This window comes from Silvimonas terrae, assembly GCF_014202765.1.
Lineage (GTDB): Bacteria > Pseudomonadota > Gammaproteobacteria > Burkholderiales > Chitinibacteraceae > Silvimonas > Silvimonas terrae.
The window spans coordinates 37,745-51,737 of record NZ_JACHHN010000008.1; the positions used below are offsets into that span (position 1 = coordinate 37,745).

15 protein-coding genes are annotated in these 13,993 nt (G+C 59.8%); 5 read left to right on the top strand and 10 right to left on the bottom strand.

What is annotated here, in order from left to right; all coding sequences use genetic code 11:
• Positions 1-356: 356 nt before the first annotated feature.
• Positions 357-1,112, bottom strand: a complete 756-nt coding sequence (locus HNQ50_RS17105; protein ID WP_184102424.1) for a DeoR/GlpR family DNA-binding transcription regulator — start codon at positions 1,110-1,112, stop codon at positions 357-359.
• A gap of 96 nt (positions 1,113-1,208) precedes the next feature.
• Here HNQ50_RS17105 and nudK point away from each other — a divergent pair, with 96 nt between their 5' ends.
• Positions 1,209-1,802 (top strand): GDP-mannose pyrophosphatase NudK, encoded by a 594-nt coding sequence (gene nudK / locus HNQ50_RS17110; protein WP_184102425.1) that lies wholly within the window; start codon positions 1,209-1,211, stop codon positions 1,800-1,802.
• Between the two features lie 57 nt (positions 1,803-1,859).
• On the opposite strand, the gene tpx is transcribed toward nudK, so the two are convergent.
• Together tpx and HNQ50_RS17120 are read right to left on the bottom strand one after the other, a co-directional pair.
• On the bottom strand, positions 1,860-2,360 hold the full coding sequence (gene tpx, locus HNQ50_RS17115) for a thiol peroxidase (RefSeq protein WP_184102426.1): 501 nt from the start codon (positions 2,358-2,360) through the stop codon (positions 1,860-1,862).
• A 172-nt stretch (positions 2,361-2,532) separates the two neighbouring features.
• Positions 2,533-3,792 (bottom strand): DUF3426 domain-containing protein, encoded by a 1,260-nt coding sequence (locus HNQ50_RS17120; RefSeq protein ID WP_184102596.1) that lies wholly within the window; start codon positions 3,790-3,792, stop codon positions 2,533-2,535.
• 139 nt (positions 3,793-3,931) lie between these two features.
• On the opposite strand from HNQ50_RS17120, the gene HNQ50_RS17125 reads away from it, so the two are divergent.
• Positions 3,932-5,266: an MATE family efflux transporter gene (locus HNQ50_RS17125; protein ID WP_221303233.1), complete on the top strand. Its 1,335-nt coding sequence runs from the start codon at positions 3,932-3,934 to the stop codon at positions 5,264-5,266.
• On the opposite strand, the gene HNQ50_RS17130 is transcribed toward HNQ50_RS17125, so the two are convergent.
• Both HNQ50_RS17130 and HNQ50_RS17135 read right to left on the bottom strand, forming a co-directional pair.
• The gene (locus HNQ50_RS17130; protein WP_184102428.1) at positions 5,187-6,302 is read right to left on the bottom strand and encodes a DUF8744 domain-containing protein; all 1,116 of its coding nucleotides are present in this window, start codon (positions 6,300-6,302) and stop codon (positions 5,187-5,189) included. The genes HNQ50_RS17125 and HNQ50_RS17130 overlap by 80 nt on opposite strands.
• A gap of 1 nt (position 6,303) precedes the next feature.
• Positions 6,304-6,615: a metal-sulfur cluster assembly factor gene (locus HNQ50_RS17135; RefSeq protein WP_184102429.1), complete on the bottom strand. Its 312-nt coding sequence runs from the start codon at positions 6,613-6,615 to the stop codon at positions 6,304-6,306.
• An 87-nt stretch (positions 6,616-6,702) separates the two neighbouring features.
• Between HNQ50_RS17135 and HNQ50_RS17140 the strand changes: the two genes are divergently transcribed.
• The 3 genes from HNQ50_RS17140 to HNQ50_RS17150 all read left to right on the top strand — a co-directional run bounded on the left by HNQ50_RS17140 (position 6,703) and on the right by HNQ50_RS17150 (position 9,918).
• Complete coding sequence (locus tag HNQ50_RS17140; protein ID WP_184102430.1) at positions 6,703-7,170, top strand: Rrf2 family transcriptional regulator; 468 nt, start codon at positions 6,703-6,705, stop codon at positions 7,168-7,170.
• Between the two features lie 145 nt (positions 7,171-7,315).
• Positions 7,316-9,580 (top strand): nitric-oxide reductase large subunit, encoded by a 2,265-nt coding sequence (locus HNQ50_RS17145; RefSeq protein ID WP_184102431.1) that lies wholly within the window; start codon positions 7,316-7,318, stop codon positions 9,578-9,580.
• 71 nt (positions 9,581-9,651) lie between these two features.
• On the top strand, positions 9,652-9,918 hold the full coding sequence (locus HNQ50_RS17150) for a DUF2249 domain-containing protein (protein WP_184102432.1): 267 nt from the start codon (positions 9,652-9,654) through the stop codon (positions 9,916-9,918).
• A gap of 77 nt (positions 9,919-9,995) precedes the next feature.
• On the opposite strand, the gene HNQ50_RS17155 is transcribed toward HNQ50_RS17150, so the two are convergent.
• From HNQ50_RS17155 to prmA, 5 genes are all read right to left on the bottom strand, one after another.
• Entirely contained in the window at positions 9,996-10,625 is a 630-nt protein-coding gene (locus tag HNQ50_RS17155; protein WP_184102433.1) for an SCO family protein, read from the bottom strand.
• Positions 10,612-11,403 carry a formylglycine-generating enzyme family protein gene (locus tag HNQ50_RS17160; RefSeq protein ID WP_184102434.1) on the bottom strand — a complete coding sequence of 264 codons (792 nt, stop codon included), beginning with the start codon at positions 11,401-11,403 and terminating at the stop codon, positions 10,612-10,614. The genes HNQ50_RS17155 and HNQ50_RS17160 overlap by 14 nt, the downstream gene beginning before the upstream one ends.
• A gap of 1 nt (position 11,404) precedes the next feature.
• Positions 11,405-11,794: a c-type cytochrome gene (locus tag HNQ50_RS21975; RefSeq protein WP_221303234.1), complete on the bottom strand. Its 390-nt coding sequence runs from the start codon at positions 11,792-11,794 to the stop codon at positions 11,405-11,407.
• A gap of 10 nt (positions 11,795-11,804) precedes the next feature.
• The gene (gene nirK, locus HNQ50_RS17165; RefSeq protein WP_246428769.1) at positions 11,805-12,824 is read right to left on the bottom strand and encodes a copper-containing nitrite reductase; all 1,020 of its coding nucleotides are present in this window, start codon (positions 12,822-12,824) and stop codon (positions 11,805-11,807) included.
• Between the two features lie 180 nt (positions 12,825-13,004).
• Positions 13,005-13,898, bottom strand: a complete 894-nt coding sequence (gene prmA / locus HNQ50_RS17170; protein WP_184102435.1) for a 50S ribosomal protein L11 methyltransferase — start codon at positions 13,896-13,898, stop codon at positions 13,005-13,007.
• Positions 13,899-13,993 lie beyond the last annotated feature (95 nt).

Sequence of the window (13,993 nt, forward strand, 5' to 3'; positions counted from 1 at the left end):
CCATGGCGAGGCATCGATTTTGCGAGTGGCGCAATCCCGGATTCCCGCCTCCGGCTTCATCCGGGCTACGGTGCCGGCTTGCCATTCGTGGCTTCACCGCCCCTTTGCTGGCAAGCCTCTCTAGCGGCCGGCCGCCTCTCACGTCACCAGTGTTGTAGCCCGAATGGAGCCGCCAGGCGGGAATCCGGGGTGGCGATATTTGCAGGAACGGTTTTGCGGTGCAGGAGGGATGAGCGCCATGGCGGGGCATCGATTTTGCGAGTGGCGCAATCCCGGGCTCCCGCCCCCGGCTTCATCCGGGCTACGGTGTCGGCTTGCCATTCGTGGCTTCGCCGGCCCCTTTGCTGGCAGGCCTCTCACGCCACCAGCAGATTCACCCCCGCCGCCCGTAACCCTGCCAGCGCCGCGCCGTTTGCTTCCTTGTTCACAATCACGCCCGCCACATCGCGCACCTTGGCAATCACATACGCGGAGGCGGCGTTAAGCTTTTCCTCGGACGCCAGCACATAAGTTTCTGCCGCCCGCGCCATCAGCGCCCGTTTGATGTAGGTTTCTTCCAGGTCACCCGTGGACAGGCCGGCTTCGGCATGCACGCCGGTGACGCCCATGAAGAACAGATCCGCCCGGATGTGGGCCATAGCCTCGATGGCAGAGGCACCGACATTCACCACGGAATGCTTGAACAGTCTCCCGCCAATCATGACCACCTCAACGCCCGCATGATGGACCAGCTCCACGGCCACGCTGGGGCTGTGGGTGACCACGGTGCAGTGCAAACCTGGTGGCAGGCTACGGGCGATTTGTACCGCCGTTGTGCCCCCATCCAGCAACACAATCTGGCCTGGCTCGATCATGTGTGCGGCCACCTGGGCGATGGCGGCTTTACCGCTGGTAGCCACGTTCTGGCGCTGGGTAAAGTCGCCCACCGCAGGAGATGCTGGCAAGGCGCCACCATGAACCCGTTGTAATTTGCCCTCTGCCGCCAGTTCACGCAGATCCCGGCGGATGGTGTCTTCTGACAAGGCCAGTTCCTGGCTGACCGCTTTGGCCTGAATCTGGCCATCACGTTGCAGGATATCCAGCAGGTATTGCTTGCGCTGACTGGTCAGCATAGTGTCCTCAATATTTTCGTTTGCACGAAATTTCTTGTTATTTCACGAAACTGCATGATAGCGTGAAAAAAGGCTAAAGCAAACCAGGAGATGTTCATGAGCAATACCGCAGACCGTGTACGGATTGTCGATGTGAAAGTTTTGTCAGATGACTGGTACGTCCTCAGAAAAACCACGTTCGATTACCAGCGCGCCAATGGCGAATGGCAGCGGCAGAGTCGGGAAACCTATGACCGGGGTAATGGCGCGACCTTGCTGTTGTACAACCTGGAAAAACACACCGTGGTGCTGATCCGGCAGTTCCGCCTGCCGACGTTTGTGAACGGTTATCACGGCATGCTGATCGAAACCGCCGCCGGCTTGCTGGATCAAGCCTCGCCGGAAGAGCGCATCCGTGCGGAGGTGGCAGAAGAAACCGGCTATCAGGTGCATGAAGTGCAGAAGGTGTTTGAGGCCTTCATGAGCCCCGGCTCAGTGACCGAGAAGCTCTATTTTTTTGTGGCGCAGTACGATGACTCAAACCGTATTGCCGGCGGTGGCGGTATTGCAGAAGAGGGTGAAGATATCGAGGTGCTGGAACTGCCGTTTGAGCGGGCCATGCGCATGATCAAGACTGGCGAGATTGTGGATGGCAAGACCATCATGCTGCTGCAATACGCAGCGCTGAACCTCTTCAACACGGCGCCATAAAGAAAAACGCCCGCGTTCTGCGGGCGTTTTTAGCTATGCCGGACGGCGATGACTGGGTTACTTGAGCACAGCCAGGGCAGCGTCGTAATCAGGTTCGTTGGCGATTTCCGGTACGAGTTCGGTGTGCAATACCTTGTCGTTGGCATCCAGTACCACCACGGCACGGGCAGCCACACCAACCAGCGGACCACCGGCGATTTCCACGCCGTAATCGTTGAGGAAGTCACGGCCGCGCATCAGCGACAGGGTTTGCACGTTGTCCAGGCCTTCGGCACCGCAGAAGCGGCTTTGGGCAAACGGCAGATCGGCAGAGATGCACAGCACGACGGTGTTATGCAGCTTGCTGGCTTGTTCGTTGAACTTGCGCACGCTGGTGGCGCAGGTCGGGGTATCAATGCTCGGGAAAATATTCAGCACTTTTTGCTTGCCGGCAAAGCTGGCGAGCGAGACATCAGCCAGATCCTTACCCACCAGGGTAAAAGCCTTGGCCTGGCTACCAACAGCAGGCAGCGCGCCATTGACGGGAACAGGATTGCCGCCGAGGGTCACTTGGGACATGAAAATCTCCAGGGAACATGCAGTAGGGGAGTCCCGACCGGGCAAGCCGGCCGGGGGCACTTTGTAGATGATGCTGATGTATTTTTTGTAGTTGCCCTGCTGCAAGTTGCAAGCGGACAGCCTGTCAAATGAGGCTACCAGACGCGCATTTCAAGAGCATGGCAATACACGGTCAAGGGTAGAACCAGTACAGCGAATAGCCGCTGGCACCCAGACCGTGCGCGTCCAGTTGCAAGAAGACATGCAACTCATCGTTGACCGTCAGGCTGCTGCGCTTTTTCTCGTTGGTCACCAGGTAGTCGCGCGCAGAAAATACTTTCTTGGCGACCACTTCTTCCTGGGCATTGGTCAGGGTCAATTCCAGCGACGGCAGTGCCTGATCGTAGGGCGCCAGATTGCGCAACGAAGCAGATAGCTGGATCAGCTCCGGGTGATCCGGCACAAAAATCAGTTCCGAATAGTCAGAACGCAGCAGGCCGGCGTTGCGCGGCAACGGCAGATCGCACCCGGTGACCTGACAGAGTGAAGCCAGCGACGGCCGCAACCACGGAAAATTGACCGACAGTTCGTTCCGGTAACGGATGCCCGCTTGCACAATCAGCGCAATCACCAGTAACAGGGCGAGCGGAACCGCGGCATAACGCCACTTTGATTTGTCTGGCGGCAAGGCCAGCAGGGCCTCGTCTTCTGCCGTGCGAATCGGCCGGTAGCCCTCACGTTCCTGTTCTTCTGCAGACCAGGTTTGCAAAGGCACGCTAAATACCGGGTCTTCTTGCTCTGGCGTGAAGGCGGGCTCAGGGTGGACAGCTGGCGCCGGAGCGGGTTCGAGTGCCGCCGGGGCCGGAGCGGGTTCGAGTGCCGCCGGGGCCGGTGCGGGCTCCGGTGTTGCCACGTAGTCATCGTAATCTTTGGCTTCTGCCTCGGCGGCTACAGCAGCAATGGCTTGCACGTAATCGTTCTGCAGCCATTCCTGCATGGTCTCCGCAGGGGCTGGCGCCGGGGCGGGTTCTGGCGCGGGCAGGGACGGCGCGGGCGCCGGGGCGATTGGCGTGGGTGCTGGAGCCGGTACAGCCGGTGCCGGCTGCGGGACAAAGACCGGAGCTGGCGCAGCCACCGGTGTGAAGACCGGCGCCGGCACAGGGGCCGGTTGCGGTGCGGGCTCTGGCGCGACGACAGGGGCCGGGCGTGGTGTTTCCACTGCAGGTGCCGGCACGGCAACGGGAGCCGGCGCGGGCGTGCGAGGCGGTGTTGCCGGGCTGACCGGCGCAGCCTGCGGTGCCGGGCTCTCCGCCACACGTTCCTCCAGACTATCGCGCGCATTAAAGATGAATGCACATTTGCCGCAACGCACTTTGCCGCCGTGGGCAGCCAGTTGCGGTTCGGTCACCTTGAAAGCGGTGCGACAGTTGGGGCAGCGCGTGATATAGCTCATGGGCGGGATTCTAGCTGGTAACGTTGCACTGGTCACGGTGGCTCAGGCAGGTTGTCACTCGTATTACGCAACAAGGCGATGTAACCCGGGGAATATGCGATGATCGTGTGCCCTGACTTTGCTGCGGAACTTGATGGTCATGACTGTTTCCACCCGCCCGGTAACCCATGCCCGGGTGCTCGGCCTGGCGATTCCCATTGCGCTGGCCAACCTCACACAACCCTTGCTGGCTGCGGTAGATACCGCCATGGCCGGGCATATGGCAGACACCTCGGCCATCGGCGGTGTAGCGCTCGGCGGGGTGTTTTTCAATTTTGTGTTCTGGGGTTTCGGTTTTCTGCGCATGGGCACCACCGGCCTGGTGGCACAAGCGTGGGGGGCGAGAAAACTTGAGGATTTGCGTGACAATCTGTGGCGCGCCATGTTGCTGGCGCTGGCGATTGGGGTCGCCATCTTGTTGCTGCGCGGGCCATTGATTGGTTTCACTATCCAGTTGCTGGGGGGCACGTATACCGTCCAGGCGGATGCCATCACTTACACGCACGCCCGTATCTGGTCGGCACCGCTGGTGCTGGCCAACTTTGTGGTATTGGGCTATCTGCTGGGTGTACAACGGGTGCGTCAGGCGCTGGCGCTGCAACTGTGGGTCAATCTGGTCAACGTGGTGGCCGTGCTGTTGTTTGTGCGGCAGTGGCAGTGGGGGATTGCCGGCATTGGCTATGCGACGGCCTGCGCTGACCTGGCCGGTTTTCTGGCTGGTCTGGCGGTCCTGGCGCGCTTGCTGCCGCGCGGTTTGCCGCCACTGCGGCTGGCGCATTTACTGCACGCCGCCCCACTCAAGCGGCTGGCGCTGATCAACCGCGATATCTTCTTGCGGACCATGCTGCTGCTGGGCAGTTTTGGCTGGTTTGCCCATGCCGGTGCGCGTCAGGGAGACGTGATTCTGGCCGCCAACGCGCTGTTGATGAACTTCCAGACTTTCATGGCTTACGGCCTGGATGGCCTGGCGCACGCGGTGGAAGCGCTCACGGGGGAAGCCATCGGTGCGCGTCAGCGCGACATGCTGATCCGGGCCATACGCATCAGTGCGCTTTGGTCCGGCATGCTGGCGCTGGTGTTCACGCTGGTTTATGCCATAGCGGGGAATGACATTGTGGTGCTGCTGACCAACCAGGAGCCCATTCGTACGGCCGCCGCCCAATTTCTGCCGTGGGCGGTGCTGATGCCGGTGGTGTCGGTCTGGGGCTTTTTGATGGATGGCGTGTATATCGGCGCAACGCGCACGCGTGACCTGAGGCTGTGCATGTTTGTCTGCACGGCCTGTTTTTTGTTGCTGGCCGTGCTGTTGCAAGAGGCTTGGGGTAATCACGGCCTGTGGTTGGCCATGACCTTGTTTATGGGTTTGCGCGGGGTGACACTGGGCTGGCGTTTGCCGAAGTTGCTGCGCGCGGTCCAGCCGGCACCCGTCGGGTAATGCTCAACAGGATCAGCGCTGCAAACAAGAGCAGGGTGACCGCATTGAGCAGACCACCGGCCTGGCGCAAACCGGGCCAGTGTCCCAAGTCCCCGGCTACCCGTAGTAACAAAGTGACTTGTAATGCGGCAAGCGGGATATAAAACACCGGCCGGTAGCGCAGGCGGCAGCCGGTCAGTGCCGGAATAATGATGGGGGCATGACCAAACACCATGCCCACCACAAATCCCAGAAACACCATGTGCAACACGGCATCGTAATGTGGCAGGCCCGGCACGAACGGCTGGGTGCCATACCCGGCCAGCATTGCACCGGCCAGGGCCAGCCAGACATACCCGCTCAGCAAACAAGCGGCAATGTAACGGGTTAAGCCCACCTGGCGGATATTGCGCCGGGCAATGTCGTTCTGGATCAGCCAGCAGGCCACATAAAACAAACCCATCCCCAGAATGCCGGCAAACCAGAACACCGCCAGCGTGGCGCCGACAAGTAACAGGCTGAGGGGCAACCAGGCGCGCCGGGCAATCTGTGCGGCTTGCGGCAGTAAACGGGTCAGTTCCAGCCGCTCTGCGGCAATGGTGAGTACCAGAAACACCATCCAGCCCGGTGCTGCCAACCACGGTGCATGACTGATCCAGAGCACCAGGTCGCCACCCAGCAAGCCTGAAACGGCCAGCACCAGAAAGGCATTGAACGGGGCCGGCTGCATGCGGTAGACCCTGACACTGGCCAGGGCCAGTATCAGCGCACCCGCAGTCATCAGCGCCATGCCGGGGCCCGGCCAGAACAGTGAAACCAGTGCGCCACTGGCAGTCAGTGCCGGGGCCAGCATGGCCCAGGCGCGCTGCAGCGCCATGGCGCGTTCCAGCGCAATCAAACTGCCAAAGAAGCCGCAGACCATCAGGCTGCCATGGTCAATGACCAGCGCGCCATTACCCACTGGCAACGCAAACCCAAGGCGCGCCAGACCACCGTACAAGCCGGCCAGCAAGCTGCCAATGGCGAGCAGCAACAGAGGCAGGGCAGCGCGTTTCATGTCAGCCATCCCAACCGAAATGGCTGCGGGCAGATTCGCTCATCCGTTCGGGCGACCACAAGGGTTCCCACACCAGTTCAATCTCTACCGCGCGCGTTGTGCCAAAGTGGGCGCCTAGCGTATCGTGCACGTCTTCTTGCAACATGTTGCCCATGGGGCAGGCGGGCGTGGTCATGGTCATCATGACCTTGATGGTGTCTGGGGTGATATCAACGTGGTACACCAGGCCCAGGTCCACAATATTGATGCCGATTTCCGGGTCGATCACCGTTTTGAGTGCGTCACGCACGGCGTCGACAGTGATGCTGGACATGATGGTTTTACCGTCGGGAAGATGAGCCTGACCTTAGCACCGTGAAACGCTATAATCAATATATAAAATGCATATTAAGGAAGCGTCATGCGCCTGAACGTATTCACCGATTACTGTTTGCGCACCTTGTTGTACCTGGGCGTGAATGACGACGGTCTGGCCACGCGCAGCGATATCGCCACAGCGTACGGAATCTCTGACAACCATCTGATGAAGGTGGTGAACTGGCTGGCGCGCCAGGGATATATCGAGACTGTGCGGGGCAAAGGAGGCGGTATGCGGCTGGCGCGGGCGACGGAGCGCATCAACATCGGTGAACTGGTGCGGGCCAGCGAATCAGACAGCCCGCTGGTGGAGTGCTTTGACCGGGAGCATTCTGAATGCCGGATCGACTCTGTCTGTCGCCTGAAATTTGTCCTGGCAGAAGCGCTGGAGGCTTTGTACAAGGTGCTGGATCAGTACACCCTGGCCGCGCTTTTGACCGATCCCAAGCCGCTGGCAAAGGTGCTGCATGTGGTTCCGGCGGAGATTCCGGTCAGGCAGCCGGCAACTTGATCAAGGTTGTTTGAGCAATATCAAAGCACCGTTCAATGCGGTGCTCTTTTACGCCCGTTAATATGTATTTTATTTGCATCTTATAAAAACAAGTATTTAAAATGCATAAAACAAGGCACCCGCCTTGCTGATTCAGGAGACCTTCATGCAGTCGTCGAAAAAGTTATGGCGCTGGCTGGCCATCATGTTTTTCTTGTCTTTTGCCGCGCTGGGCTGGCTGGGGCGGGATATCTACCTGGCCGCGCCCCCCATTCCGGACCGGGTCCTGTCCACTGACGGGCAGGTGGTTTTCACCGCCGAACAAATCCAGCGCGGGCAACAAGCCTGGCTGGCGGCGGGGGGCCAGCAACTGGGCACCGTGTGGGGACATGGCAGTTACATTGCGCCGGACTGGTCGGCGGACTGGCTGCACCGCGAGGCCGTGGCGCTGCGCGACTACTGGGCGCAACGGCAGTACCACAAGCCTTATGCCCAACTGGATGCCCAAACGCGGGGTGCGCTTGATGTCCGCATGAAGTCCACCTTGCGGACCAATACCTGGGATGCGGCGACAAAGACGCTACGGGTCAGTGCCGATCGCGCCGCGGTTATCCGCCAGATCAGTGCGCATTACACCGCTTTGTTTGGTACAGACCCCGCGCTGGACAAATTGCGGGACCAATATGCCATGACAGCGGGCTCGCTCAAGGAGCCACAAGACCTGCAAGCGATTCCGGCCTTCTTTTTCTGGTCTGCCTGGGCTTGTGCCACAGACCGACCGGGAGAAACGCATATCTCTTACACCAGTAACTGGCCGCATGAGCCGCTGATCGACAACGTACCCACCACCGGCAACGGCATCTGGTCCATTGCCAGCATGATCGGCCTGATTGCCAGCATTGCGGCCATGGTGTGGTTTCATGTCGCCCATCACGAAGGTGCGGACCCCACACCGCCCGGATCAGACCCGTTGTTTGATCTGAAGCCAACCCCATCCATGCGCGCCACCATGAAGTATTTCTATGTGGTGATCGCCTTGATGATCACGCAAGTTCTGATGGGCGTCATCACCGCGCACTATGCAGTAGAAGGGCACAGTTTCTTTGGGATACCGCTGGCAGAAGTGCTGCCGTTTACGGTGAGCCGGACCATCCATACCCAATTGGCGGTGTTATGGATTGCGACGGCCTGGCTGGCCACCGGTTTGTATATCGGGCCGGCTTTGTCCGGGCAGGAGCCCAAATACCAGCGGCTGGGCGTAAATATTTTGTTGGCCGCGCTGGTCTTTGTCGTGGCCGGTTCCACGATCTTTGGCTGGTTAGGGACTTTGCAGCGCCTTGGGATCAATTTCAGTTTCTGGTTTGGCAACCAGGGCCTGGCCTACACCAGCATGGGTCGTTTCTGGCAGATCCTGTTGTTTATCGGACTGCTGTTCTGGCTGCTGTTGATGGGCCGTGCTTTGTGGCCGGCGCTACGCAAACCCTCGGAAAGCCGGGGATTGATTGCCATGGTGTTTGTGGCGGCAACCTGCATCGGGCTTTTTTACGCCTCGTCGCTGATGTGGGGGCAACGTACCCATTACTCGATGATTGAATACTGGCGCTGGTGGCTGGTACATCTGTGGGTAGAAGGTTTTTTTGAAGTCTTTGCCACCGCCGTGATTGCGCTGATTTTCTCCCGCCTGGGGTTGATCCGGACCAGCACTGCCAACATCGCCATCGTGCTGGAAACCATCGTGTTCTTGTTCGGGGGCATTCTGGGTACGCTGCATCATCTGTATTTCACCGGTACACCGACATCGGTGATTGCAGTGGGGGCCATGTTCTCCGCGCTGGAAGTGGTGCCACTGGCATTACTGGGTTTTGAGGGTTACCGCAATTACCAGCGCAGTAAAGCCGCACCGTGGGTTGCTGCCTGGCGCTGGCCGATTCTGTGCTTTGTTGCCGTGGGCTTCTGGAACACGGTTGGCGCCGGTTTGCTGGGCTTTGCCATCAACCCGCCCATTTCGCTGTACTACGTGCAGGGCTTGAATATGACCCCGGCACACGGTCACGCCGCCCTCTTTGGGGTGTACGGCATGCTGGGTATCGGGCTGATGCTGTTCTGCCTGCGCGGCCTGGCGCCGCGTGCCAACTGGTCGGATGTCTGGCTCAAGCCCATGTTCTGGCTGCTGAACATCGGTCTGGCGATGATGGTGTTCCTCGCGTTGCTGCCATCCGGCATCTATCAAGCCTGGCAGAGCGTGGAGTACGGGCTGTGGTTTGCCCGCTCGCCCGAGGTTGTCCACTCCAGCTTCATGCAGGCCATGGTCTGGATGCGGGTGCCGGGGGACATTGTGTTCACCTTGGGCATGCTCTGCCTGGCCGTCTTTGCCTTGCGCCTGTTGAGCCGCCCCCGTGCGGCGGTGCAGGTTGTGCCCCAGAAAGCTTGATCCCCCGTAACCGGGCGTGCGCGCATGCCCGGTTTTTTTATGTATGAAGCGTTTTATCAGGGAGTTTTGCCATGTCTCATGATTGTTCTATCCCCGTGATTGCGGAAGGGGTTTATCCGTTTGATGCGCGGGGCATTGCCAAGCGTTTTCGCCATGCGGCCATCTTTGGTGCGTTAAGCGCTTTGCAGCCCGGTGAGACCATGCGCTTTTGCAATGACCATGACCCATTGCCTTTGCTCTCGCAAATCGAGATGCATTTTGGCGAGCAGGTCGATATCCGCTATGTATCGCGCCAGCCCGGTGAGATCGTGATTGATTTCAAGGTGCAGCAAGGTTAAGCCACCTTTGCGGGACAAGAAAAAACCGGCCCAGGCCGGTTTTTTTTTCATCGAGTAAATGCCTGAGCGGGTGCACATCACTGCAACGCCGTATGCAATGCCTGCATGAAGTCCGGGTCTGGCCGTGGTGCCAGCGTGCTGTTATCGGCCACTGGCACGCCCGCCCGGTTGGTGATGACGAGCCGGGTCGAGTGGTTGATATCGCCGTTGGTCGCGCGCCGGTACTTCACACCCAGTGCCGCGGCCCACAAGCGCGTATCCGCATCATCTTTGGCAACCACCAGGGAAAAAAGTCCAGGGGCCAGTGCGTTCTTTTGCGCCAGTTGTGCCAGCTTTTCCGGCGTATCAATGCCGGGGTTAAGGCTGATCATCACCACCCGTAACCGGCTGCGCTCAGTCGTGGAAAGTGCGGCGACCGTTTGCTTGAGATTTTCCACAATGATCGGGCAGGCGTATTGGCAGTCGCCATAAAACACGGTGAATAGCGTAGCCGGTGGTGCCGCGTGGGCGGGATTGAAGGGTTGACCACCTTGATCAGTCAGCGGCGCAGGGACTTGAAATACCGAGTCCCCAGGCAAGACCGCCGGTGCGTTGTCTACCGGGTGGTGGTGAGCCGGCATATCGGGCATGTTCACCATGTCGTCGGCCAGTGCGGGCAAGAGCGTGGCAGCAAATAGCAGGGCGCAGCAGGTTTTAAGGCAGGTCATGAGGGGGTTCCTTGATGTCCCGGGCGCACCGAAACCCCAGTGAGGGGAGCGCATCCGGGCCTTTGAGTGAGGAAAGCAGGGCAATGCGCATCAGTACCGCGTAGTTGTCGCGATCACCCAAAGACAATGCGGCCGCACCGCAGGCTTCCAGCAAGCCTTGCTGGCCCTGGCTGCGGCTGTCCGCAGTGACAAACAAGCCGTTGTAATCCTCCACCCATTCCCAAATCAGTCCGTGCAGGTCATACACGCCATACACATCAGGCTGATCCTGACCGACGTTGGCGAGTGGGGCATTGGCCGGGTGCGCGTACCATTCAAGGATATGTGCGCGCCATGCAGGGTCATCCCGTGCGTCTGGGCGGGTCGCGTTGGCCGCAGCGGCGAATTCCCACTCGTACCAGCTGGGCAGGCGGGCATTCTCGCTGGCGCAGTAGGCGCGGGCGGCATACCAGCTCACGTCGATGACCGGGGCTTGTGCCGCACCGGCGGGGTAGTGTGCCGGATCGGGCCAGTTGGCCAGATAACGTTCGCCTGCAAACAGACGGGCCACTTGATCGCGCCGCCATTGCGGATGCCGGGCCAGAAAGAGGGCAAACTGGGCATTGGTGACGGGTTGCTGCCGCAAGGAAAACGTGGCGACGGTGACCGTGGGCCCGTCGGTGGGTAACGCTGTGCGCAAGACGCCGCCGGGCAAATCGACGTACCCGGCGGCCTGGGCCAGCCCCGTCAGGCTGACCAGGCAAGCGGACAGCCAGCGGGTCAGTTGCGGGGCAGCCATGCTATTTGCCGGCGCGCAACGCCTGGACCCTGGCGGCGGTCAGGCGTGGTTTGCCCGCGTTGAACTGGACAGAAACGTAGTTCAGCACATCCGCCGTCTCCTGGTCAGTCAGCGTTTGCGGGGGCATGACGGAGTTGAACGTCGTACCATTGACCACGACCTCGCCGGTGATGCCCTGACTCACAATGTGGACCAGTTGTTTGTCGGTGGCCTTCTTGAAGTAGTCCGATTGCGCCAGCGGCGGGAAGGCGCCGGGCAAACCTTCGCCCTTGGCCATGTGACAGGTCACGCAGATCTGGTCGTAGACTGCCTTGCCGGCCTGGATATCCGCCGCAGGTGTAGCGGTTGCTGTTCCAAGGGCGATCAGCATGAACAATGTGAGGGTTTTCATGAGGGGCTCCTTACCTGGCCAGCGGCGTGATCACGCCTTTGCCATAGATGGATGGATCATCTTCACCGGTCACACTCAGAATACCGATCGCTCCCTTGTTGAAGGCGCGGGTGAGCGAGTGATCCACCAGGGTCAGATTGCCCGGCACGCGTGGCGTGAATTCGACAATGGTTGAACCGCCCGCGGGTACGGCGGTGGTTTGCACCTGTTCCTGGGCATGCACGCCGCCTTCGGTGTAGACCTTGTCGAAGACGGTGCCGATGATATGAAAGCTTGAGGCCAGGTTGGGGCCGCCTGCGCCAAAGTACAGCCGCACTTTCTCGCCGGTATGGGCGGTCAGCGCGTTCTTGCCGGTGAGCGCGCCATCCATGCCGTTGAACACAACGTAGGTGGGTTTCTCATCAATGGCTTTCATCATGTCAAACGGTTGCAGGCCGCCGGCACGATAAGCCCCGGTTGTGTAGAAATCGCCCTGCATCACGTAGTACTCACGATCCACCTTGTCCATGCCGGCTTTGGGCTCGACGAGGATCATGCCGTACATGCCGTTGGCGACATGCATGCCCACCGGCGCGGTGGCGCAGTGATAGACATACAGACCGGGATTGAGCGCCTTGAAGCTGAAACTGGCCTGATTACCCGGGGCAATCAGTGTTTGCGCTGCACCACCGCCCGGACCGCTGACGGCATGCAGATCAATGTTATGTGGCAGTTTGTTGCTGGCGAGGTTTTTCAGGTGCAGCTCCACCGTATCGCCTTCGCGCACGCGCAACATATTGCCAGGGACAGTGCCGCCAAAGGTCCAGAAGGTGTAGCGCGTACCGGGAGCGATTTCTTTCTCGAGTTCTTCTACCGTCAGGTCGATCACCACTTTGGCAGGGGTGGTGCGTGTGATCGGTGCCGGCACCTGGGGCGGAGGTACCAGCTTGAGGTGTTCTACGGGCAGGTTGTCGGCGTCGGCCGCCAGGGCCGCGCCAGAAAGAGTCAATGCGCCAATAACCAGACAAGACAACAAGGTAGGTCGAGACATAAGAACCGCTCCTGAACTGTGGGTTGACCAGATCATGGTGCGAGCCGCCTGGCTCGGCTGGGTTGACGCCAGACAAACCGGATGATAATTGCATATTAAATGTATGTTTAAAGCGACAACAGTCCCCGGAAAACAAAACAGGCAACCGTGGTTGCCTGTTTTTTGTGAAGCGCGTAGGGCTTAGTCTGCCTTGCGCGTGCCGGACAGGCACACCCAACCATCGTCTGCCGAGGCTGGCAAGAAGTTGAACCACACGCCGTAGATGGCGATGATCTCTTCGGTTTGCTCTACCAGAATGCCGGACAACGCAATATGCCCGCCAGCACGCACGCGGCCGGCCAGTAGCGGGGCCAGGGTCTTGAGCGGATTGGTCAGGATATTGGCAATCACCACATCGTACTGGCGTTGCGGGGCGGCATCCGGCAGATAGAAGCTGATCTGCACATTGTTTTGCTCGGCGTTCTGGCGTGATGCCACCATGGCTTGTGCGTCGATATCCACGCCATGGGTTTCGCCCGCGCCCAGTTTTTGCGCAGCAATGGCCAGGATGCCGGAACCACAACCATAGTCGAGTACGGTTTCGCCTTGCTGGATGTTGTTGTCCAGCCAGCGCAGGCACAAGCGGGTGGTGGGGTGACTACCGGTGCCAAAGGCCAGACCCGGATCCAGCACGATATTGATGGCGCGCGGATCAGGCGATTCATGCCAGGTGGGGGTGATCCAGAGCCGATCCGAGATATGGATCGGATCAAACTGGGATTGCGTCAGGCGCACCCAGTCTTGTTCTTCCACAATCTGCACCACATACAGCGGATTGGCGATACCGACGGCGTTAGCGGCCGCTGCGACCAGGAATTCGGGCGCAGCGCCGTCTTCCAGCAGGGCGACGACAATGCTCTTTTCCCACAATTGTTCGAGCGGCTCGCCCGGTTCGCCAAAAATAGGTTTTTCTTCAGCGGTGCCGGCGGTGGCGTCCTCGATCGATACGGAGAGCGCACCGAGATCAAACAGGGCGTCAGATAACGCCTCGGCATGCCGGGAATCGGTTTCGATACGAAGTTCTTGCCAGGACATGATGCTGCCTTAGGACCAAATGACCATTTTCTCACTGCAGCACGCTGATCTGCAACGCTATCCGGGTTTTTCCTTGTCGAGTGTGGCATTGCCCA

Coding starts and splice junctions, on each gene's coding strand:
- HNQ50_RS17105 (WP_184102424.1), bottom strand. CDS start 1,112: ATGCTGACCAGTCAGCGCAAGCAATACCTGCTGGATATCCTGCAACGT.
- nudK (WP_184102425.1), top strand. CDS start 1,209: ATGAGCAATACCGCAGACCGTGTACGGATTGTCGATGTGAAAGTTTTG.
- tpx (WP_184102426.1), bottom strand. CDS start 2,360: ATGTCCCAAGTGACCCTCGGCGGCAATCCTGTTCCCGTCAATGGCGCG.
- HNQ50_RS17120 (WP_184102596.1), bottom strand. CDS start 3,792: ATGAGCTATATCACGCGCTGCCCCAACTGTCGCACCGCTTTCAAGGTG.
- HNQ50_RS17125 (WP_221303233.1), top strand. CDS start 3,932: ATGACTGTTTCCACCCGCCCGGTAACCCATGCCCGGGTGCTCGGCCTG.
- HNQ50_RS17130 (WP_184102428.1), bottom strand. CDS start 6,302: ATGAAACGCGCTGCCCTGCCTCTGTTGCTGCTCGCCATTGGCAGCTTG.
- HNQ50_RS17135 (WP_184102429.1), bottom strand. CDS start 6,615: ATGTCCAGCATCACTGTCGACGCCGTGCGTGACGCACTCAAAACGGTG.
- HNQ50_RS17140 (WP_184102430.1), top strand. CDS start 6,703: ATGCGCCTGAACGTATTCACCGATTACTGTTTGCGCACCTTGTTGTAC.
- HNQ50_RS17145 (WP_184102431.1), top strand. CDS start 7,316: ATGCAGTCGTCGAAAAAGTTATGGCGCTGGCTGGCCATCATGTTTTTC.
- HNQ50_RS17150 (WP_184102432.1), top strand. CDS start 9,652: ATGTCTCATGATTGTTCTATCCCCGTGATTGCGGAAGGGGTTTATCCG.
- HNQ50_RS17155 (WP_184102433.1), bottom strand. CDS start 10,625: ATGACCTGCCTTAAAACCTGCTGCGCCCTGCTATTTGCTGCCACGCTC.
- HNQ50_RS17160 (WP_184102434.1), bottom strand. CDS start 11,403: ATGGCTGCCCCGCAACTGACCCGCTGGCTGTCCGCTTGCCTGGTCAGC.
- HNQ50_RS21975 (WP_221303234.1), bottom strand. CDS start 11,794: ATGAAAACCCTCACATTGTTCATGCTGATCGCCCTTGGAACAGCAACC.
- nirK (WP_246428769.1), bottom strand. CDS start 12,824: ATGTCTCGACCTACCTTGTTGTCTTGTCTGGTTATTGGCGCATTGACT.
- prmA (WP_184102435.1), bottom strand. CDS start 13,898: ATGTCCTGGCAAGAACTTCGTATCGAAACCGATTCCCGGCATGCCGAG.